Here is a 20,025-nt window from a genome sequence, read left to right on the forward strand (position 1 = left end):
TAAATATCTTTTTACAATCTACTAATGTAAAAAAAAACCTCTGAAAAATCAGAGGTTTAAAAATATTTTGATGATGTATTAGTTTACACCGTGCATCATTTTTTTCAAAGTCGGAGAGATTAATGCTAAAATGGCTCCTGCAATTCCACAAAGAATAACGAATACCATAAAGAACTCAAACAAATTATGAATTTCAAATCCTGCAAAACTGTTGTAGACAGTTGAAATCTGTTCCTTTTCTAAAAGTGACTGCTGATCTGCACTTAAAGTCACTTTTTTATCTAAAACATCCTGAAGATTAATTCCTAACTCTTTTGCTTTTAAGAATTTATCACCTGTTGCAGGCAAAATAGATCCTAAAGTTCCTGATAGAGCGTAACCTGCTGCATTTGCGATAAAAAATACACCAAATAAAAGTGATGCAAATCTTTTAGGCGCTAATTTTCCTACCAAAGACAAACCAATTGGAGATAAACATAGCTCACCCATTGTCTGTATTAAATAAAGTAAAATCAACCATTTTACAGCAAGCAATCCAGAGTTTCCTAGATCTTTTACATTGTAAGCGATAATTAAATAACTCAATGCGATCAGACCAAGACCAATAGCTTGTTTCAATGGAGAAACCGGTTCTTTTTTATTCGCTCTCAATTTGTCCCAAAGCATACTGAATGGAACCGCTAGCATTACGATAAACAAACCATTAAAGATCTGTACCATTGAAGGTGGCATATTCCAGCCAAAAATATGTCTGTCTGTTTGATTGTCTGCAATAAATGTCAGTGATGAACCTGCCTGTTCAAAGGCTGCCCAAAAGAAGATAATGAAAAAGGATACAATATAAATTACCCATATTCTGTCTCTTTCTATTTTGTTTTCGGTTGCTGACATAATTAGATAAGCCAAAGCAATTCCCATCGAGTAAATGAATGGATAGATTACTGCTTTCACAAATTCTCCCATGCCGACAGAACCAAATCCAACTTTGTTGACAAATAAATATTGAAATCCGAAGAAAGCCACTAGAAAAACCACAACAGCAATACCGATAGAGCTTCCTGTAAATTTGGCAGTCTGTGATTCCCCTTCTTCAAAATCTTCTGCTGTACTTTCGCTAGGTAAACCACCAATTGGTCTTCCTTCCGGTGTAACAACATACTTGTTTTTAAGCAAAATGAAAGTTAATGTTCCAATCGTCATTGCGATAGAAGCTGCTAAAAATCCCCACTTAAAGGCGTGAATATCTCTTAAACCGTTAGAATCTTTTACATCTCCTAAAAATGGACAGATAAATTGGCCTAAAAATGCTCCCAGGTTAATCCCCATGTAGAAAATTGTAAATGCAGAATCTAATTTTGATTTTTCCTGCTTTGGATAAAGGCTTCCAACCATCGAAGAAATATTAGGTTTGAAAAACCCGTTCCCGAAAATGATAACGCCCAAAGCAATCCACATCAATGTTTGTGCTGATCCTAAATTGGAACTGAATGTTGATGCACTCATAAACATTAAGAACTGTCCCAGTGCCATTAATATTCCTCCTACAATGATACAGTATCTGTTCCCTAAAAATCGGTCTGCAATGAAACCTCCCAACATTGGTGTTAGATAACACAGAGCCAAAAAGCCACCATATATTATTGTAACATCTCCTTCTTTCATCAGTAGAGAGTTTACCATAAATAAGGTAAGCAATGCTCTCATTCCATAAAAGTTGAAACGCTCCCACATCTCTGTTCCGAATAGAACCCATAATCCTTTAGGGTGTTTAGTCTTCGACTGAACTGCTGTATCCATATATTAATTGTTAATTTTTTGTTAAGACCCACAAATATAGTTTTTTTTGCGTTTTTGACAAGGTTTTAATTTTTTATTTTAAACAAAAAAAGCTGTAGAAAAATCTACAGCCTTCGTTATATGATACGGTAAAGAAATTAATTAACTCCTTTTTCCTTCATAATTTTATTCAATCTTTTTAAAATAGATAAACCTAAAAGTGTGGCTAAAAGTAACAGTCCAAAATTCACAATAAAGAAATTGGCTTTGTTGTCATAATCATACCAGAAACTTGCTAAAACTCCTGAAAGTTTATTACCAATAGAGGTAGAAAGGAAAAATCCGCCCATCATTAATGCAGTTAGTCTTGGCGGAGAAAGTTTTGAAACCAATGATAATCCCATCGGAGAAAGGCAAAGTTCACCAACCGTAATTACTCCATAAGCTGCAACCAGCCATAATGCCGATACTTTTATCAAACCATTTTGTCCGGCATACACTGCTCCGACCATCACTAAACAAGATAAAGCCGAAATAAATAGTCCCAAAACGATTTTTGATGGTGTACTTGGTTCTTTTCCTTTTCTGCGAAGCATCATGAAAAATGCAACTACGACCGGAGTAAGTAGAATTACCCAACCAGGATTAATAGATTGGAATAATTCTGTGTTGTAGAGGTTAACTTTCTGTGATGGATTGGCTTCTAATTTAGCTTTTTCCGCCTGAGGAACATTTCTGAAATAAATATCTTTTCCCTGTTCTTTCAGCGCCTTGCCTTCTGCATCTTTTTTAACCTGATACTGGTCATCATATACAGAAACTTCCTTATCCTGAAAATCTTTTTTATCCACTAAATAAATAGCTTCCAAAGGTTTTTCTAACGGAGCAGGAACAGTTCTGTCTGTGTAATAATTTGCCCAACGCGTCAATGCGGTTCCGTTTTGTTTAAAAACTGCCCAAAACATTAAACTTACTGCGAAAATAGCGAGCAAAGCACCGATTGGTTTTTTATCTTCTGCATTCGCTTTCACGTAAAGCATTACATAGAAATAAATCACCGGAACGCAAGCGAAAATAAAGGCATCAGTACTGTCACTTCCGAAAATGTTATTAGGAATAAACCATCCAATCAGTCCGAAAATAATAGCAGGTAAGAATACTTTCACCAAAACATCTGATATTTTGGTGTCACCTTCCTGTGCTGGTTTTAAAACGTTGGCCTGAAGAATATGTCGTCTGCCGATGGTGAAAACCAAGAGTCCAACAAACATTCCGACTCCTGCAGTCATAAACGCAGGTCCCCATCCGTATTTATTACGCATAAATGCTGCAATAATATTACAGACAAAGGCACCGATGTTGATTCCCATGTAGAAAATATTGTAACCTGCGTCTTTATTGGCTTTGTATGGTTCTTCGTTATACAAATTTCCTAACAGCGTGGAAATGCTTGGCTTGAAAAAACCGTTTCCGATAATTATTAAAGCTAAAGAAGCATAGAAAAGAGGAAGTTCTTTAAATAATCCAACCCCAAGATAACCCAATCCCATCAGAAATCCTCCGATATAAATGGCTTTGATGTACCCTAAAACTCTATCCGCTAAAAATCCACCCAGGAAAGGAGTCAAATATGTCAAGGCGATAAATGTCCCGAAAATATCATCGGCGTTTTTATCATCAAAAGCAAGTCCGCCTTTTTCGCTGTCAATCATGTACAGAACGAAAATTCCGAGAATTAAATAATAGCCGAAACGCTCCCACATTTCTGTGAAAAATAAGTAGGGAAGGCCTTTTGGGTGTTTGGTTTTCATGAATCAGATTTTTACAATTTCACAAATATAAAATATTTAATATAATAATTGAATTTTATTAACTTTGAGTAAAATAAAGCATTGAAATGGAAATCACATTAAAAGATGTCGAGAGTAATTTGGAAACATTGCCGGAAGAATTTTTATATCAGGTAAATGATTTTATTGATTTTTTAAAGTATAAACATTTAAATGATAAGCAGTATGTTGTTCCTGAATGGCACAAAGAGGAGGTTAGAAGAAGGGTGAAATATTCTCAGGAGCATCCGGAAAGTTTTATTTCTGAATCTGAGATGAATGATTTTTTAAACAGCTTTGAGCGTGAAAGCTGAAATTATTTATAGTCAGTTTGTAAAGATTGATTTGAAGGAAATAAATCAGTGGTACAACAAAATTGATAAAAGATTATGGAATTTTTTCCTGAAAGGATTTCGCTTAAAGATTAATTACATTAGAGAAAATCCCCTGGCATTAGAGGTAAAATATGATGTTAACAGAATTGCTTTTCTAAAGAAATTCCCTTACGCGATTCACTATCAGTTTGATGAGACTGAGAATAATGTAAAAGTATTAGCTGTTTTTCATACATCGCGAAATCCGGAAAATTGGAAGGAAAGGAAATAAAAATCCGAATCTCATCTTGAAGATTCGGATTTTTATATAATTTAAATCTAATCTTGAAATTAAAGGTTTTCCAAAATAAAATCCGTCATTTTCTGATATAGCTGCGGTCTTGTCTGTCCGCCATAAATTCCGTGGTTTTTATCTGGATACGCCATAAATTCAAACTGTTTTTTATTTTGAATCAAAGCTTCAGAAAACTCCATAGAATTTTGGAAATGTACATTGTCATCAGCTGTTCCGTGAATTAGTAAAAATTTACCTTTCAACAGATTAGCATAAGTGGTAGGTGAATTATCATCATAACCAGCCGGATTTTCCTGTGGTGTCAACAAAAATCTTTCGGTATACACAGAATCGTAATATCTCCAGTTAGTCACCGGGGCAACAGCGATTCCTGTTTTGAAAACATCAGCACCTTTGGTCATTGCCAAACTTGCCATGTAACCACCGAAACTCCATCCGAAAATTCCTATTCTTGTTTTGTCAATGTACTTCTGAGTTCCCAACCATTTCGCAGCAGCGATCTGATCTTCAATCTCGTATTTTCCTAAATTTTTATAGGTTACTTTTTTAAATTTAGCTCCTTTAAAACCTGTTCCACGTCCGTCAACACATGCGATAATATAACCTTTCTGAGCCAACATTTCAAACCAAAGTGCATTTCCGTTGTCCCACGAATTGGCAACTTGCTGCGAGCCGGGACCCGAATACTGGAACATAAATAATGGATATTTTTTATTCGGATCAAAATTTTTAGGCTTAATGATCCACGCATTCATTTGATCTCCTGCTTCATTAGGAATCGTGATAAATTCTTTTACAGAAAAATTATCTGCCTGCAGTTTTTTAAACTGATCATCATTGTTTTGAAGCTCCTTCAGCTGTTTTCCGTTACCGTCTTTTAATACAAAAGTATAAGGTTTTGAAGCTGTAGAACAAGTTTCAATAAAGTAATTATAATTTTTGCTGAAATTTGCAGAATTATTTCCTTCCGTATTTGAAATCAACTGCGCTTTCCCGTTTTGGATATTGATTTTGGAAACCACCTTATTGATACTTCCTTTTTCAGTAGTCTGAACAAATATTTCTTTAGACTTTGGGTTGTAACCATAATAATCTGTTACTTCCCAATTTCCTTTTGTAACCTGCTTTTTAAGTTTACCATCTTTATCAAACCAGTATAAATGACGGAAACCATCTCTTTCAGAAGCCCAGAGGAAAGAATTGTCTTCAAGAAATTCTAAAGTCACATTGTCTGTGTCGATCCATTTTTCGTCAGTCTCTGTGAATAATTTTGTTGCTACTCCGGTTTTTGTATCGACTTTCAAAACATCAGAAGCGTTCTGCGTTCTCTGTGAAGTAATCAAAACAATCTCATCAGCATTCGCCGTCTGAATAACGTTTGGAATATAATAGTTTTTAAACTGATCTAAGTTAACTTTTGTCTTTTTTCCGTCTGCCAAATGATAAATATGCGCCGATGCAACAGAATTTTTTTCTCCTGCTTTCGGATACTTGTAGCGCATTTCATTTGGGTAAAGTGATTTTCCGTAAATTGGAATGTAGATTTCAGGAACATCAGTTTCAACCAATTTTACAAACAGGATATCTGCCGAATTTTTAGTCCATTCATACAGTCTTGCATGCCCAAATTCCTCCTCGTAAACCCAGTCTGCCAAACCATTCAGTACCTTATTTTTTACACCATGCTCTGTGATTTGCGTAATTTTTCCTGAGTTTAAATCCTGATAAAATAAATTGTTGTCAACGATGAAAGAAATTTTGGTTGCATCCGGAGAAAATCTCGGTTCCTGAACCGCTTTTCCCTCATTCAAAGTTGTAGTTTTTCCGGTTTTTAAATCTTTAATGTCGTATTTACCCAAAAATGAATGTCTGTAAATCGGCTGACTTTCTTTTAAAAGAAGAATTTTAGACTCATCATCAGAAAATTCATAGCTTTCGAAATTTCCATCGACTAAATTTCCTTCTTTCTGAGACGTTTTATATGAGTACTTGGCAATTCCGCCCTGCTCAATGACCAGATAATTTTCACCGTTTTTCATAGATGTGATTCCGGCAATGCCTTTTCCACGGTAATATCCTGAGTAAATTTTATCTAAAGTAATTTCCTGAGCGGTCACATTATAAAAGGCTGCGACAACAGTAAGGGTTAGTAAGAATTTTTTCATTGCTTAATTTAAAGAAATCCAAAGATAACAATTTTATCAAATTGTAGTAAAAAGCTTTTTAAGATTGCAATTTGGCAGAAAAATTGAAGGTATTCTTATACATTAAAAATGATCATTATGGAAACGCAGGAAAACAAGAAAAAACTTAACAAGTACGAACTCGAAAACCAAACAATATATACAGGATTTGCTACTTTTAACGATGCGGAAGCTTACGCAAATGAAGCGGGCGGAACTGTAGTGGAAGTAGGTTTTAAAGATGGTAACGACAATCCACAAATAACGACCGAAGCAGGACTGGTTGAAAAAAAATTACATTATTTCGTTGATGCTGGTGATGAATATAAATTTATTCACTCTTCAGACCCAGGCTTTAAGCAGTACGCAGACGAACTTCAAAAAATTAAAGCTAAACAGCAGCAATCACCTCCAGATGAGCGTTATATCGCCAATTTTGAGATTGAGAATGCAGAAGATCCTATCGTTGTTCTGAAAAATGATCAGTTTGAATCGGTGACTTCAAGAGAAAGATCCAAATATCTGAAGCATGCACATGTATATGAAATAGGAGTTTCTACAGCGAAATCTTAATATACACTTATTACTTTCAAAAGAATCGTCCGTGAAAATGTTTTTCACGGACGATTTTAATTTTTATTTTGTTTGATTGTAGAGAATTTGATAATATTCATCAGCCATTCGGTCACTGTTGAACTGGTCTTTCACGTCATTCATTGCGCTCTGCTGTATCTTTCTCCATTTTTTGGGTTCATCGTAATAGGTTGGGAGAATCTCGTTTTCAAGAAGTTCATATAATTTATTTAAATCATAATTATCCTGCTCGTAAATGCTCATATTTTCATAATCACATTTTGGCACCACGAAAGAATTTTCTCCATGCTTTGCAAATTCAGGAATCCATCCATCATCTGTCGATAAATTAACGGAGCCATTCATTGCAGCCGACATTCCTGAAGTTCCTGAAGCTTCTCTCGGTACACGCGGATTATTTAACCATACATCTGAACCCTGCTTTAAAGATTTGCTTAAAGAAAGTTCATAGCCAGTCAGAACTGCCATGTTTTTATAGTTATTGCTTTCTTCAACCAAAGTATTAAAGGTTGATATTGATGAATAATCCATCGGGTAAGGTTTCCCTGCCCAAATAATCTGTACCGGATATTTCGGATGATTTAAGAGTTTTTTGAATCTCTCTTTGTCATGCAATAGTAAATCTGCCCTTTTGTAACCTGCAAATCTCCTTGCCCAAACCATTGTGAAAGTATTAGGGTCAAATAAATTTCCTGTTTGATCGGCAACTATTTTAAATAATCTTTTCTTTAAAAGTTTTTTACGGTAATCAAAAATGGTATCGTTGTTTTCGTCTTTTGCGTTATAAAGCTCCTTGTCGCCCCAGTATTTAAAATCCTGTGCGTTGGTGATCGATTTAATTTCGCAGATGCCGGAATATTTGCTCCACATTTCTCTTGAAACCACGCCATGAAGTTGAGAAACTCCATTGGCAATTCTTGCCATTTTCAGAGCGCAGAGAGAATGATTGAAAAGTTCACCGTCAGAACCTTCAAGTTTTTTTGCTTCTTCCATGCTCAAACCTGAAAAGTAAGACATATCGTAGCATAATTTCAGGTTATGCTTTTCGTTACCGGCTTCTTCCGGAGTATGCGTTGTGAAAACCAGCTTCTCTTTTACCTTTTGCAGATCGCCGTTGAATTTCTTTAACAAGTGGAAAGCTGCGGGAAGTCCGTGAGCTTCATTCAAATGATAGACTTCTCTCTCAATATTGAGTTCATCTAGTAATTTTGCGCCACCTTTTCCCAATAAAATATACTGAGCAAGCTTCGTCGATTCGTTGGCGTCGTAAAGTTTGTGACATATTGTTTTTGAAATATGATCATTTTCAGGAACATCTGTAGAAAGGAAAAACATCGGAGCTGTATGGAAAGTTTCAGGATCAAGATACCAGACTTTTACCCAAACCGGTGCACTGTGAATTTCAATTTGAAATTTCAAACCAGTGTCCTCGAGAAAGCTGTACATTTTCTTTGTCCAGGTAGGCTGTAATGTCTGATCATGATTTCTCGCCTGATCGTAGTAACCGAATTTCCAAAGAATTCCGATTCCTATCATATCCTGCTTCAGATTGTAAGCACTTCTCATGTGAGAACCCGCAAGAAAACCAAGTCCACCAGAATATATTTTCAAAACCTGCTCAAGGGCAAATTCCATAGAAAAATAGGCGACTTTTTTAGAATATTTTTCGTTAACGCTATAAGGTATTTTAAAGTTTTTAAAATCCATAAAAATCGGTTTTTGTGTTTAAAAGAATCAAAGGTATCGATTAAGAAAATAAATTTTACATTAATTAACCATTAATTATTTTTAAATATCTCTGTTGAAAAATTTTTTTAACTACCTTTAATTATAAATTTTTGATAATCAAAAACTTCCACGTATGAAAAAAGTTTTTTCTGATGAAGATTTAATCAAGAATCTGAGTTTATATTATCTGAATCGTCATCTGAAAAAGAAGCCGATGGAGAAATATCATCGCACCATAGACGAATCTCCTTTACATGACAGAGAAAAATACAAGAAGAAAGCAGAAATTTTGCTGCTGAATTCTTTCATGCATCATTTCCCTGAACTTACCTTTGAGAATCTAACCTGCGAAAGTCCAGACTTTATCGCAAAATTTAATAACAAAAAAATAGGAATTGAATTGACCGAGGTTATCAATCATCTTGAAATGAAGAAGGTTGAAAGCAATTTAAATAAGATATTCCGTCAGGCAGAAATATTATTAGAACAGGAAGACACCACGAAATATCGTGGTGTTTATTTTTTGTCTTTTCGCACGCCTCTGAAATTTGATAATCCCGAACAGCAACAGGAAATCATTCTTCATATTTACAACAGTATTAAGAAGAATAAAGCAGCAGGTTGTGTAAAAAGCATTCGAAAATCTTCTCACCGAAGAAATGTTTTTATTACACACGAGTACAATATGAATCTCTTTGATGAGCTTTGTTCTGAGAAAATTCTGGAACTCATAGAAAAGAAGAATGAGAAATTTCCTTACTATGACAGATCTGTTGATGAATGCTGGCTGGTGATTGTTTCAGATATGAATTCTCTTGCTTCACGATATACCTTTATTCAGGATCGGGAGCATTTGAATGAAGTGAAAAGTCCGTTTCATAAAATTTTTCATCTTGAAAACTTATGTGGGAATATGACGAGTATTAAGTAGTTCTGTAGATTTGGTAAAAAATGTTTAAGTAAATAATATTTTTATTATTAAATATTTTAATATTATCATTGTTTGGTGATTATAATTAAAAATCCATATATTTGATATGCCTTAAACATTAATAACCAATCCGATATGAAAAAAACTCTACTTCTTGTTATTTTCCTGATCTCTCAAACTTTTTTCTCTCAGGCAGATTGTTCTACCGCTTTGTCGGTTTGTGGAAATTCGAATATTACGTACAGTCCTACAGGAATTGGCGCAGTTAATGAACCTTTAGGAGGTTGTTTAATTACTGGTGAACACAATTCGATCTGGTACAAACTTACGATCGCAACCAGCGGAACGCTTACCTTTAATCTCGTACCAAATGATCCCGGAGCCGATTACGACTGGGCGGTTTATGGTCCGAATGTCGCATGTGGCGCTTTGGGCGCTCCCATACGCTGTAACGCGGCCACGGTTATCGGAGTCGGCGCATCCACAGGGCTTAATATGACAAGTACCATTACCAATGCGCCGGGTGGATCATTAACACCATATTGTCAGTATATGGATGTTTTAGCTGGACAGACTTACTATCTTTATATTGATAACTGGGTGGGAGCTGGAAGCACTACAACTGCACCGTTCTCGTTGACATGGGGCGGAACTGCAACACTGGCTTCTCCTTTTACAGATCCTACGCTGCAACCTAACCCATTTTCTCCTCCGGGATTACCGGCTGCAAATCCTGCAGATCCCAGAGAGGTTTTAATATGTGTAAGTCCTGCCGTTTTTGATTTCAGTACACTTACAGCAGGAATTCTAAATGGAAATGCAAATTTTGTTGTCTCTTATCATACTACCCAAAATGATGCATTGGCTGGAACAAGTCCTATTACAACTCCGATTACGGTGAATACTACAGCTGTTTACTATTACAGTATTCATTATCAGGATCCTGCAAATCCAACCAATCCACTGAATTTTTGCCGTCAGATTGGTCCGTTTAAATTTAAACAGGGAAATATCACCGCCCTCGATAAAACGATATTTGCCTGCAACAACAATAAAGCAGGTACGGCAACTTTTAATTTGAACTCGGCAAATGTTTATACAGGTCCTAATATTAACATAAAGTATTATCCTACAATGGCAAATCTAATTGCCGGAACAGCGCAAATCACTAATCCCACTCAGTATGTTTCTGCGCAGGGTGTGGTTTATGCACTGGTAACCACAGCGGATGGATGTTCTGATATAGCGGAGATTACCTTAAGTTTTTATCCTGAAGTTGTTGTTACTGATGCGGTTCTGCGTTTCTGTGCATTACAGGAAAATCTTGTCACAGCATCATTTAATCTTACGACAGCAATTGTTACTTTACAATCAGGCACAACCAAAAAATATTACAAATCATTACAGGATGCCATTAGCGGAACGAATGAGATTCCGGCAAGTAATGCAACGGCATATATTTCGCCAAACGGAGTAGTCTATATAAAAGTTATTAGTGAAAACGACTGTTATGCAATTGCAAAAATTACTTTGCAGGTAATTCCTCCGGTTTACTCCACCGTTTTAAAAGATAAAATCATTTGTATAGAAGATAGAACGACGCTTGATGCAGGACCGGGATTTGACGGATATGAGTGGAGTACAGGCGCAACAACTCAAACAATAACAGATGTTGGTGTGGGAACGTATTGGGTTGAGTTAAAAACAGGTGAATGTATTTCACTTCAGACAGTTAAGATTTACGCGTCTGATCAGCCGGTTGTAACAAGCATTGAGATTTCTAATACAACAGTTACTGTTAATGTGAATGGAGGTAAAGCACCTTATAAATATTCTATTGATAATGTCAATTGGCAGGATTCCAATGTGTTTACAAATATCCAGCGAGGCGATCATGTAATCTATGTAAAGGATTCCTATGACTGTGAGCCTATCAGTATCAGTATTGTTGTGCCCAATTTAATCAACGTCATTACACCAAACGGTGATGGAATCAATGATGTTATTGATTATTCTGCACTGGCAAATAAACAGAATCTGATATTTAATATTTTCGACAGATATGGAAATAAGATCTTCCAGGCAGATCGATTCAATAATTACAAATGGGATGGAACTTCAAATGGAAAAAAAGTTCCGACAGGAAACTACTGGTATTCTGTAACATGGAATGAAAATGATCAGAAGAACACCTTATTCAAATATACAGGTTGGGTGTTAGTTAAAAACAGAGAATAAATAATGATAATCAATAAAGAACCATCTTGAAAAGATGGTTCTTTTTAGCTGAAAACTTTCGTGTCTTTAAAATAATCAGAAAGATAAAGTATTTTGCCACATTCAGAAAATTGAATGATGGTGCAGATTTCGTTGGTGTAGGTATCTTGTCCGGATAGTTTTCCTAAAGAATTTGTCTGGTAGAAATATTTGTTATTTCCTAAATGAAAAATTTCAGAAACACTCCATTCAATTTTTTCATAACGTCTGAAAATAGCTCTGAATAAGGCTAAAATTCTGCTTTTCCCGGAAATTTCTTTCGCTGGCGGAATCCAGATTACAGTATCATCAGTAAACCATTTCTCAAGCGTTTCAATGTTTAGAGAATTTAAATCCTGCATAAAATGGCTGATCTTACAATTCATAGGCTGCAATTTACATTTATATACGTAATAATTGGTAAATTGGTTTTTATTTAACACGGCCGCAACCTGGAAATTTGCATTTATTTTAATGGAAAAAAGTTTCAAAAAATGAAAAATTTTACTCTCAATAAAGACAAAGGAATTATTTCTGATAAATTTTTAAGCAGAAACATTACAGATTTTCACTGGGCATGTCAATATATTGCAGAATTGCCTTACAAAAGAAATTTACATAAAAATAATATACTCTGTGTTTTTAATGATTTGGGTGGAACCTGCAGTACAAAACATGCAACATTAAGAAAACTTGCACTGGAAAACGATTACGATGAAGTAAAACTGATTCTGGGGATCTTTAAATTGGATGCAGAATATACGGGTAAAATTCGCCGTACGCTTGAGAAATTTAAACTAAAATACATTCCCGAAGCGCATAACTATCTAAAAATTGAAGAAAAATATTACGATTTTACAAACCCCAAATCGAACTATGATCAATTTAAAAATAAAATACTGATCGAGAAGGAAATGGAATTCAGTGAAATCGTGAATGAGAAAATTTCATTTCACAAAGATTTTCTTAGGAAGTGGATCGTCGCTGAAAATATTCATTACAGTTTAGATGAAATTTGGAGCATTCGGGAACAATGCATTCAGGATTTGCAGAAAATTGAAGGAGCTGCGAATGAAAATTCTTCTCCTGTATGCTTTATCAGAAGCCCTGAAATAAGGGATGAATACAAATAATAGATTGAATCAATTCAGCATTCATATTTAAATTATTATCTTTGCACCCACAAAATTCAGTACAATAAATGTCTCACTTTCACAGAACTGCCGCGTTTCATACCCTTGGCTGCAAATTAAATTTTGCGGAAACATCTACCATTGCCCGTCAACTGACAGATGCAGGTTACGATAAGGTGAGTTTTGATGAAAAAGCGGATGTTTATGTCATCAATACCTGTTCGGTAACTGAAAATGCAGATCGTGAGTGCAAACTTCATGTGAAGCGTGCAATGAAAGCCAATCCTGAAGGTTTGGTGGTGATTGTGGGTTGCTATGCTCAGTTAAAACCTGAAGAAATTTCCCAAATTACAGGAGTAGATTTGGTTCTTGGAGCCAAAGAAAAATTCAATATTTTGAGTTATCTTGATGATTTGGAAAAGTCTGAAAGTGAAGGTGTTGTTCATTCATGTGAAATTGAAGAAACCGATTTCTTTATCGGAAGTTATTCTATCGGAGACAGAACCAGAGCTTTCCTTAAAGTTCAGGATGGTTGCGATTACAAATGTACCTACTGTACAATTCCTTTAGCCAGAGGGATTTCCCGTTCAGACACCATCGATAATGTTTTGAAAAATGCAAAGGAAATTGCAGCAAGAGACATTAAAGAAATTGTTTTAACAGGTGTCAACATTGGAGACTACGGTAAAGGTGAATTTGGAAACAAAAGACATGAGCATACTTTTTTAGATTTAATAAAAGAATTGGATGAGGTTAACGGCATTGAGAGAATCCGTATTTCATCCATTGAACCCAATCTTTTAAAGGACGAAAGCATCGAGTTGGTTTCAAAAAGTAAAAGCTTTGTTCCGCATTTTCATATTCCGCTTCAATCGGGTAGCGATGAATTGCTGAAAAAAATGAAGCGTCGTTATCTCACGAAATTATACAGCGACAGAGTCAATAAAATACGTGAAGTGATGCCTCATGCAGCGATTGGTGTTGATGTGATTGTAGGTTTTCCTGGAGAAACAGAAGAGCTGTTTATGGAGACTTATAATTTCCTGAATGAGCTTCCTATAAGTTATCTGCACGTTTTTACCTATTCAGAAAGAGAAAATACCGAAGCAGCGGAAATGGACGGCGCAGTTCCGATTCCGGAAAGAAAAAGACGCAACAAAATGCTTAGAATTCTTTCTGAGAAAAAGAAAATGTCATTCTACCAAACTCAGCTTGGACAGACGCTTCCAGTACTTTGGGAGCACGAAAACAAGGATGGGAAAATGTACGGCTTCACAGAAAATTATGTAAGAGTGCAGAAAGATTTTGATCCGGCACTAGTTAATCAGATTGAGTTTTTAAAACTTGAAAAAATCAATGAAGAAGGTGTGGTTTCTGTCATGAATTCATTTGAAAGTTTCTTAGAAAAAATTTAGGAATCTTTATTTTTCTTTCTTGAGATAAAATGTACAATAATACCACCTATTAGCGCATACATAAAAAATTTGCCGACCAACTCGCCTATTTTATAGGCCTGTGAGTCTTCCTCATTGGTATTCATTTGATTTTTTGAGGTTAGATCTTTCCTTAATTTTATAGATTGAATGATTTTATTTTCAAAAAATTCAACTTTATTATTTTCAGGCGTACTGATCATCAAAAATGAGTAGGGAGTTTTATTAAGGAGTAAAATGTAGTTATTCCAAATCTTGTTGGCTCCGCTGATTTTTGTTTTGAAACTTGATTTTAAAAAAAACAGTCCATTAATCTGTACAAATTCTTTACTGATAGTTTGACCTTTGCTTTGATCTAACATGCCGTCATAATAACCTTCATAAAATTTTAGCAGTTCATCTTTATCTTCGATGTAAGCATCTACTTTTTTTTCAGGTTTCATAATCAAAATAATTTCATCTTCAATAAAAGCTTTAATCAAATTTTGTCCTAAAGTGTCTGTAATACTGAATTCTTGTGGGATGTTTATTGAAACATCTTCACTAACATGATAAGGGATTAACTTTTGTCCAAAACTGTTCGTGTAAAAAATGAAAAGAAAGAATACAAGTGTAATTTGAGATTTTTTCGGGGTCATGAGTCGTTCAGATTTTCTTAGTTTTCTCAAAGATAATAATTGATCATTTAGATTTGTTTTTTTTTATACCGTAAAAATGATCAGATTGGCGTACTTTCTGTACCATTAGTTACTTTTTTTAAGGTAAGGATATCTTTTAATTTAAATTAAACTATATTTATTTTTTTCTAATTTTTAAATCTACATTCTTATGAGAGATAAGTTTTTATCCTGGGGACTGGCGTTGGTTATTGTGACATGGATTGTCGCACTTCTAATCAAGGCCCATTACTGGATTCCAATATTTTTAACGGCAGTTTATGCGCTGGGAATTTATAATACTTACCAAACGAAACATGCCATTCTCCGAAATTTTCCTGTTTTAGGATATTTCAGATACTTTTTTGAAGATATCTCTCCAGAAATGCAACAGTATTTTATTGAAAGAGAAACTGACGGAAAACCTTTTCCTAGAAATCAGCGTTCAGCGGTGTACAGACGCTCTAAAAATCTCAGCGATACAGTGCCTTTCGGAACTCAGCTGGAGGTCAACCACAGAAAATATGAAGGGATCAAACATTCTATATACGCTAAATCTCCAAAAGAAGAATTACCGAGAGTCTTAGTCGGCGGCGAACAATGTACCCAGCCCTATAATGCTTCTTTATTTAATATTTCAGCAATGAGTTTTGGGGCATTGAGCGACAGAGCACAGATTTCGTTAAACAGAGGTGCAAAAAAAGGAAATTTCTATCACAATACAGGTGAGGGAGGAATTTCTCCGCATCATTTGGAGGGTGGCGATTTATGCTGGCAGATAGGTACAGGATATTTCGGCTGCAGAGATGATGAAGGGAAATTTAATCCTGAATTATTTACCAAATATGCCACACTTCCGAATGTGAAGATGGTTGAAATTAAATTGTCTCAGGGTGCTAAGCCTGGTCACGGCGGAGTTTTACCCGGTGTAAAAAACACCCCGGAGATTGCGAAAATCCGTCACGTACAACCAGGTTTGACGATTGTTTCGCCACCGTCGCATTCATCATTTTCTGATGCTGCAGGTTTATTAAAATTTGTGCAGCATTTAAGAGAATTATCCGGTGGAAAACCGGTTGGTTTTAAGTTGTGTATTGGTGATACGAAAGAGTTTGAGGACATTTGTGTTCAAATGAACGTCTTGAAAATTTATCCTGATTTTATTACTGTCGATGGAGCAGAAGGAGGCACAGGTGCCGCACCACCTGAATTTTCTGATGGCGTGGGAATGCCGTTGGAGCCTGCGTTGATTTTTGTGAATAAAACACTGAAGAATTATAACGTCAGAAATAAACTGCGAGTAATCGCCAGTGGAAAAGTACTGACGAGTTTAGATATTTTAAGAGCAGTTGCAATGGGAGCCGATATGTGTAATAATGCCAGAGGATTTATGTTTTCATTAGGCTGTATTCAGGCGTTGAGATGTAATAATAACAATTGCCCGACTGGGGTGGCGACTCAGGATAAAATGCTGATCAAAGGTCTTGATGTGACAGACAAAGCAGAGAGAGTATATCACTTCCATAAAAATACTTTGCATACCTGCAATGAATTGATCGCAGCTGCGGGTAGAAGTTCTTACGAAGAAGTGGATGCTTCAATGTTCATGAGAGGTGATGAGTTTGAGCATCTTTCAGATAAATATTTCCCGGATATCTTAGGGAACGTGAGATAATTTAAATCTCACAGATAGCGAAAAAAAATCCGCTTCGTAAATAGAAGCGGATTTTTTTAATTTTATTGTTGGCTTACAGGTCTCACCTCTGTGTGGTAGATCTGGAAGTTAAATACGATACATGCGTTTTGAAGATTATAGAAATTTGCATCTCTCGCAAAAGCAGCCTTTGAAGGGACGATAATCACGCCTTGTAAATTAGGTAAAGTTTCATTGGGTAAGTTTTCGAAACCATTGAAATATTTTAAACCTTCCTGAAGACCTTCAATTTCATAGTAACTTCTAGGATATGTAGATGAAACAGATGCTTTTTTAGCATAATAGAAAGTTGGGTCAGTTTTAGGAGAAGCTTCAGCATCAATTGTATTAATAAGAGCTCCTGCAGAGGTAAGTGCTACATTACCGTCGATATCCGTTGCACGGTAGTAGGTTGCTCTCATCATTGTTTTAATAAGACTTGCAGATGATGATGTTGGATCTGTGTTGATGGTTTTCCCTGGATTAGGTTGTGCACCGTCTCTTTTAATATAAATAACACCGGAAGGAAGTTTTACAGGACTGAGTTCTGACAACTTCTTATAATTGTCGTCTGTAGCATCTGTACTGCTAAATGCTTTGATGTTTCCCTGTGTATCTAAGTAGTTATTATCCATAAATTTTTGGATAGCCTGCTCATCAAGAGTATTTCTCACCTCTATGTTATCTGGCTCTACGAATGTTTCAACTTCATCATCTTTCTTACAAGCTGAAAAACACAAAGATCCAGCAAGGATATACAAAAATATTTTTTTCATTTCAAAAACTTTAATTACTTTACAAATAATATAACGGCAAAAGTATAAAAAATTATGAGAATAGATAAATTTTTATGGAGTATTCGTTTTTACAAGACTAGAAGTATTGCTACGGATGAAATAAAAAAGAATAGAGTAGCAATAGGCGAGTCGGTTGTAAAGTCGTCGAAAGAGGTGAAAGAAGGAGATGTAATCAAGATCCGTAAAAATCAGATTGACTATAAAATAAAAGTCATACAAATCCCTAAAAGCAGAATTGGAGCAAAGTTGGTATCACTCCATATTAAAGATGTCACAGATAAAGAACAGTATGAACTGCTTAAATTACGAAAAATGTCTCAGAGCTATTACCGAGACAGAGGCGAAGGAAGGCCAACCAAAAAAGACCGAAGAGAGATTGATGGCTACGTAGAAAATGATGTAGATTCAGATTTTACAGATTGGGACGATTTCTTTGGAGAAAGCAGTTCAGAAAAAGAAGAGGAAAAAGAATCATAAATACAGTTTCTCAATAATCTCGTTCATAATTTCTTCCGGTTCTTTAGAATCGGTACCGATGATGAACTGGGCTTTACTGTAAAATTCATTTCTTTCAAATAAATGTTTGGCAATGAACTCGGGGAGGTTTTCGTCTGAAATATTAGCTATCAAAGGCCGTTTTTCTTTTTGCTTTGAAATTCTTTCTATTAAAGTATTGATAGATGTTCTTAGAAATACGCTTTTAGAATTATGGTTGATGATTTCCATATTATTGTAATATACCGGCGTGCCTCCTCCAAGGCTCAAAACAATATTTTCTTCCGTAGCCAGAAGTTCTTCCAAAATTTCTCTTTCCTGCTTACGAAAGTAGATTTCTCCCTTTTTTTCGAAGATTTCAGGGATGGTTAATTTATTTCGTCTAGAAATTTCTCTGTCGAGGTCAATTAATTTAAAATCTATTTTGTCGCTTAAAATTTTGGAAATGTGAGATTTGCCACTTCCCATGTATCCGACTAGTGAAATTATCATGAATTTATTTTAAACAAATTTGCGAAAAAGTTTTGAGATAATGAAAAAAGTCCTATCTTTGCACCACTAAAAACAAGGGACATTACTTAACACTGAAACTTGATAATAAAGTGACCGACTCGGTAGCTCAGCTGGTAGAGCAATACACTTTTAATGTATGGGTCCTGGGTTCGAATCCCAGCCGGGTCACTAGCAAAAATGTTATATTTTTTTATAATTTTTTTGCCTGCGTGGTGAAATTGGTAGACACGCCATCTTGAGGGGGTGGTTTCCTAAGGATGTGCTGGTTCGAGTCCAGTCGCAGGCACTGCAAAAAATAGTTTGGTAATTCTAAAATTTATTTTAAATTTATCAAATCTAAAAAACAAGACCGACTCGGTAGCTCAGCTGGTAGAGCAATACACTTTTAATGTATGGGTCCTGGGTTCGAATCCCAGCCGGGTCACAAGTTTACTGAAAAGTAAATTTTTTTCATATTAATATTTTGTGATTTGGTGTTCAAAGGCTTCCTTCCGGAAGCCTTTGATTTTTTATGTGTGTAATTAATCTAAATGCATGTTATCAATCAGTCGCACTCCATCTACCATCACTACAATAAATGCTCTGTAAGATTTATCTTTATAAAAGAAGTCCGTTTCTTTCAATGTTTTTTCATCAGCAATCATAAAGTATTCCATCTGCATTCCAGCCTGGTCGTCAAAAATATCTTGTACCCTTTCTTTAATTTCAGGAATTGACACTGTTCTGAACCAATCATTCACTTTAACAAGCGTTTCATAAATCACTTTAGAATCTTCTCTTCTGTTTTCAGAGAGTCTTTGATTTCTTGAGCTTAAAGCCAATCCGTTTTCAGCTCTGTAAATATCAACACCATGTATATTGATGTGAAGATGTTTCTTTTCGGTCATCTTTTTAATAATTGCCAGTTGCTGAAAATCTTTTTCACCAAAATAAGCATTGTCGGGTTTTACCTGTCTGAATAGTTCTTCAACTACAGTTCCCACACCATCGAAATGTCCTGGACGCGATTTTCCTTCCATTTCATTTTCAAGACCGTCAAAATCATAAGGCTGGCTTTCTGCTTTTTCAGGATAGATATCCTGTACTTCCGGGATGTAAACGGCATCTACCAAGCCAGATGTTTCGAGTATTTTGATATCTCTGTTTGTATCTCGTGGATACTTTTTCAAATCTTCAGCATTATTGAACTGTGTTGGATTTACAAATATTGACGAAATTACAAGATCGTTTTCTGCTCTCGCAGCTTCATATAGGGATAAGTGGCCATTATGCAATGCTCCCATCGTGGGTGCAAAACCAATTTTCTTTCCCATTTCTCTTTGTCTTTCAATAAAGTCTTGAAGCGTTTTTTTGTTTCTTAGTACTTCCATAATTTATT

Annotated in this window: 18 protein-coding genes and 3 tRNA genes; 12 read left to right on the top strand and 9 right to left on the bottom strand. The window is 35.4% G+C overall.

Annotation, left to right across the window (positions count from 1 at the left end; translation table 11 throughout):
• Window positions 1-78: 78 nt before the first annotated feature.
• Together OMO38_RS11415 and OMO38_RS11420 are read right to left on the bottom strand one after the other, a co-directional pair.
• Window positions 79-1,797: a peptide MFS transporter gene (locus OMO38_RS11415; protein ID WP_264750304.1), complete on the bottom strand. Its 1,719-nt coding sequence runs from the start codon at window positions 1,795-1,797 to the stop codon at window positions 79-81.
• A 137-nt stretch (window positions 1,798-1,934) separates the two neighbouring features.
• The gene (locus OMO38_RS11420; protein ID WP_264750305.1) at window positions 1,935-3,587 is read right to left on the bottom strand and encodes a peptide MFS transporter; all 1,653 of its coding nucleotides are present in this window, start codon (window positions 3,585-3,587) and stop codon (window positions 1,935-1,937) included.
• Window positions 3,588-3,673: 86 nt separating this feature from the next.
• On the opposite strand from OMO38_RS11420, the gene OMO38_RS11425 reads away from it, so the two are divergent.
• Together OMO38_RS11425 and OMO38_RS11430 are read left to right on the top strand one after the other, a co-directional pair.
• A complete protein-coding gene (locus OMO38_RS11425; RefSeq protein WP_264750306.1) occupies window positions 3,674-3,919 on the top strand; it encodes a hypothetical protein in 246 nt (81 codons plus the stop codon).
• Window positions 3,909-4,211 carry a type II toxin-antitoxin system RelE/ParE family toxin gene (locus tag OMO38_RS11430; RefSeq protein ID WP_264750307.1) on the top strand — a complete coding sequence of 101 codons (303 nt, stop codon included), beginning with the start codon at window positions 3,909-3,911 and terminating at the stop codon, window positions 4,209-4,211. The genes OMO38_RS11425 and OMO38_RS11430 overlap by 11 nt, the downstream gene beginning before the upstream one ends.
• Before the next feature lie 59 nt (window positions 4,212-4,270).
• Here OMO38_RS11430 and OMO38_RS11435 read toward each other — a convergent pair whose 3' ends face one another.
• Window positions 4,271-6,400, bottom strand: coding sequence for a S9 family peptidase (locus OMO38_RS11435; protein WP_264750308.1), 2,130 nt, complete (start codon window positions 6,398-6,400; stop codon window positions 4,271-4,273).
• Between the two features lie 117 nt (window positions 6,401-6,517).
• Between OMO38_RS11435 and OMO38_RS11440 the strand changes: the two genes are divergently transcribed.
• The gene (locus tag OMO38_RS11440) at window positions 6,518-6,991 is read left to right on the top strand and encodes a hypothetical protein (protein ID WP_264750309.1); all 474 of its coding nucleotides are present in this window, start codon (window positions 6,518-6,520) and stop codon (window positions 6,989-6,991) included.
• Window positions 6,992-7,054: 63 nt separating this feature from the next.
• Here the strand turns inward: OMO38_RS11440 and glgP are convergent, their stop codons facing one another.
• Window positions 7,055-8,719, bottom strand: a complete 1,665-nt coding sequence (gene glgP, locus OMO38_RS11445; RefSeq protein ID WP_264750310.1) for an alpha-glucan family phosphorylase — start codon at window positions 8,717-8,719, stop codon at window positions 7,055-7,057.
• Window positions 8,720-8,873: 154 nt separating this feature from the next.
• Between glgP and OMO38_RS11450 the strand changes: the two genes are divergently transcribed.
• Together OMO38_RS11450 and OMO38_RS11455 are read left to right on the top strand one after the other, a co-directional pair.
• Window positions 8,874-9,671, top strand: coding sequence for a hypothetical protein (locus OMO38_RS11450; protein ID WP_264750311.1), 798 nt, complete (start codon window positions 8,874-8,876; stop codon window positions 9,669-9,671).
• A gap of 135 nt (window positions 9,672-9,806) precedes the next feature.
• Complete coding sequence (locus OMO38_RS11455; RefSeq protein WP_264750312.1) at window positions 9,807-11,909, top strand: T9SS type B sorting domain-containing protein; 2,103 nt, start codon at window positions 9,807-9,809, stop codon at window positions 11,907-11,909.
• A gap of 44 nt (window positions 11,910-11,953) precedes the next feature.
• Here the strand turns inward: OMO38_RS11455 and OMO38_RS11460 are convergent, their stop codons facing one another.
• The gene (locus tag OMO38_RS11460) at window positions 11,954-12,313 is read right to left on the bottom strand and encodes a nuclear transport factor 2 family protein (protein WP_264750313.1); all 360 of its coding nucleotides are present in this window, start codon (window positions 12,311-12,313) and stop codon (window positions 11,954-11,956) included.
• A 108-nt stretch (window positions 12,314-12,421) separates the two neighbouring features.
• Between OMO38_RS11460 and OMO38_RS11465 the strand changes: the two genes are divergently transcribed.
• Window positions 12,422-13,060 (top strand): hypothetical protein, encoded by a 639-nt coding sequence (locus OMO38_RS11465; RefSeq protein WP_264750314.1) that lies wholly within the window; start codon window positions 12,422-12,424, stop codon window positions 13,058-13,060.
• Window positions 13,061-13,128: 68 nt separating this feature from the next.
• Window positions 13,129-14,475, top strand: a complete 1,347-nt coding sequence (gene mtaB, locus OMO38_RS11470) for a tRNA (N(6)-L-threonylcarbamoyladenosine(37)-C(2))-methylthiotransferase MtaB (protein ID WP_264750315.1) — start codon at window positions 13,129-13,131, stop codon at window positions 14,473-14,475.
• Here mtaB and OMO38_RS11475 read toward each other — a convergent pair.
• On the bottom strand, window positions 14,472-15,131 hold the full coding sequence (locus tag OMO38_RS11475; protein WP_264750316.1) for a hypothetical protein: 660 nt from the start codon (window positions 15,129-15,131) through the stop codon (window positions 14,472-14,474). The two genes, mtaB and OMO38_RS11475, sit on opposite strands and share 4 nt — an antisense overlap.
• Before the next feature lie 190 nt (window positions 15,132-15,321).
• On the opposite strand from OMO38_RS11475, the gene OMO38_RS11480 reads away from it, so the two are divergent.
• Window positions 15,322-16,824 (top strand): FMN-binding glutamate synthase family protein, encoded by a 1,503-nt coding sequence (locus OMO38_RS11480; protein WP_264750317.1) that lies wholly within the window; start codon window positions 15,322-15,324, stop codon window positions 16,822-16,824.
• A 62-nt stretch (window positions 16,825-16,886) separates the two neighbouring features.
• On the opposite strand, the gene OMO38_RS11485 is transcribed toward OMO38_RS11480, so the two are convergent.
• Window positions 16,887-17,618: a hypothetical protein gene (locus OMO38_RS11485; RefSeq protein WP_264750318.1), complete on the bottom strand. Its 732-nt coding sequence runs from the start codon at window positions 17,616-17,618 to the stop codon at window positions 16,887-16,889.
• Between the two features lie 54 nt (window positions 17,619-17,672).
• Between OMO38_RS11485 and OMO38_RS11490 the strand changes: the two genes are divergently transcribed.
• Complete coding sequence (locus OMO38_RS11490; protein WP_264750319.1) at window positions 17,673-18,116, top strand: RNA-binding S4 domain-containing protein; 444 nt, start codon at window positions 17,673-17,675, stop codon at window positions 18,114-18,116.
• Here the strand turns inward: OMO38_RS11490 and OMO38_RS11495 are convergent.
• On the bottom strand, window positions 18,111-18,626 hold the full coding sequence (locus OMO38_RS11495) for a shikimate kinase (RefSeq protein WP_264750320.1): 516 nt from the start codon (window positions 18,624-18,626) through the stop codon (window positions 18,111-18,113). The genes OMO38_RS11490 and OMO38_RS11495 overlap by 6 nt on opposite strands.
• A 116-nt stretch (window positions 18,627-18,742) precedes the next feature.
• Between OMO38_RS11495 and OMO38_RS11500 the strand changes: the two genes are divergently transcribed.
• The 3 genes from OMO38_RS11500 to OMO38_RS11510 all read left to right on the top strand — a co-directional run bounded on the left by OMO38_RS11500 (window position 18,743) and on the right by OMO38_RS11510 (window position 19,071).
• A tRNA-Lys gene (locus tag OMO38_RS11500) sits at window positions 18,743-18,815 on the top strand.
• A gap of 35 nt (window positions 18,816-18,850) precedes the next feature.
• Window positions 18,851-18,933, top strand: a tRNA-Leu gene (locus OMO38_RS11505).
• Window positions 18,934-18,998: 65 nt separating this feature from the next.
• Window positions 18,999-19,071 (top strand) — tRNA-Lys (locus OMO38_RS11510).
• A gap of 97 nt (window positions 19,072-19,168) precedes the next feature.
• On the opposite strand, the gene panC is transcribed toward OMO38_RS11510, so the two are convergent.
• Window positions 19,169-20,017 carry a pantoate--beta-alanine ligase gene (gene panC, locus OMO38_RS11515; RefSeq protein WP_264750321.1) on the bottom strand — a complete coding sequence of 283 codons (849 nt, stop codon included), beginning with the start codon at window positions 20,015-20,017 and terminating at the stop codon, window positions 19,169-19,171.
• Window positions 20,018-20,025 lie beyond the last annotated feature (8 nt).

It is taken from the genome of Chryseobacterium kimseyorum (assembly GCF_025971945.1).
GTDB lineage: Bacteria > Bacteroidota > Bacteroidia > Flavobacteriales > Weeksellaceae > Chryseobacterium > Chryseobacterium kimseyorum.

Excerpts from the sequence above, each read along its gene's own strand:
- OMO38_RS11450 (WP_264750311.1), top strand. The coding sequence starts at position 8,874 with ATGAAAAAAGTTTTTTCTGATGAAGATTTAATCAAGAATCTGAGTTTA.
- panC (WP_264750321.1), bottom strand. The coding sequence starts at position 20,017 with ATGGAAGTACTAAGAAACAAAAAAACGCTTCAAGACTTTATTGAAAGA.
- OMO38_RS11490 (WP_264750319.1), top strand. The coding sequence starts at position 17,673 with ATGAGAATAGATAAATTTTTATGGAGTATTCGTTTTTACAAGACTAGA.
- OMO38_RS11420 (WP_264750305.1), bottom strand. The coding sequence starts at position 3,587 with ATGAAAACCAAACACCCAAAAGGCCTTCCCTACTTATTTTTCACAGAA.
- mtaB (WP_264750315.1), top strand. The coding sequence starts at position 13,129 with ATGTCTCACTTTCACAGAACTGCCGCGTTTCATACCCTTGGCTGCAAA.
- OMO38_RS11435 (WP_264750308.1), bottom strand. The coding sequence starts at position 6,400 with ATGAAAAAATTCTTACTAACCCTTACTGTTGTCGCAGCCTTTTATAAT.
- OMO38_RS11460 (WP_264750313.1), bottom strand. The coding sequence starts at position 12,313 with ATGAATTGTAAGATCAGCCATTTTATGCAGGATTTAAATTCTCTAAAC.
- glgP (WP_264750310.1), bottom strand. The coding sequence starts at position 8,719 with ATGGATTTTAAAAACTTTAAAATACCTTATAGCGTTAACGAAAAATAT.
- OMO38_RS11425 (WP_264750306.1), top strand. The coding sequence starts at position 3,674 with ATGGAAATCACATTAAAAGATGTCGAGAGTAATTTGGAAACATTGCCG.
- OMO38_RS11475 (WP_264750316.1), bottom strand. The coding sequence starts at position 15,131 with ATGACCCCGAAAAAATCTCAAATTACACTTGTATTCTTTCTTTTCATT.
- OMO38_RS11440 (WP_264750309.1), top strand. The coding sequence starts at position 6,518 with ATGGAAACGCAGGAAAACAAGAAAAAACTTAACAAGTACGAACTCGAA.
- OMO38_RS11455 (WP_264750312.1), top strand. The coding sequence starts at position 9,807 with ATGAAAAAAACTCTACTTCTTGTTATTTTCCTGATCTCTCAAACTTTT.
- OMO38_RS11485 (WP_264750318.1), bottom strand. The coding sequence starts at position 17,618 with ATGAAAAAAATATTTTTGTATATCCTTGCTGGATCTTTGTGTTTTTCA.
- OMO38_RS11465 (WP_264750314.1), top strand. The coding sequence starts at position 12,422 with ATGAAAAATTTTACTCTCAATAAAGACAAAGGAATTATTTCTGATAAA.
- OMO38_RS11415 (WP_264750304.1), bottom strand. The coding sequence starts at position 1,797 with ATGGATACAGCAGTTCAGTCGAAGACTAAACACCCTAAAGGATTATGG.
- OMO38_RS11495 (WP_264750320.1), bottom strand. The coding sequence starts at position 18,626 with ATGATAATTTCACTAGTCGGATACATGGGAAGTGGCAAATCTCACATT.
- OMO38_RS11480 (WP_264750317.1), top strand. The coding sequence starts at position 15,322 with ATGAGAGATAAGTTTTTATCCTGGGGACTGGCGTTGGTTATTGTGACA.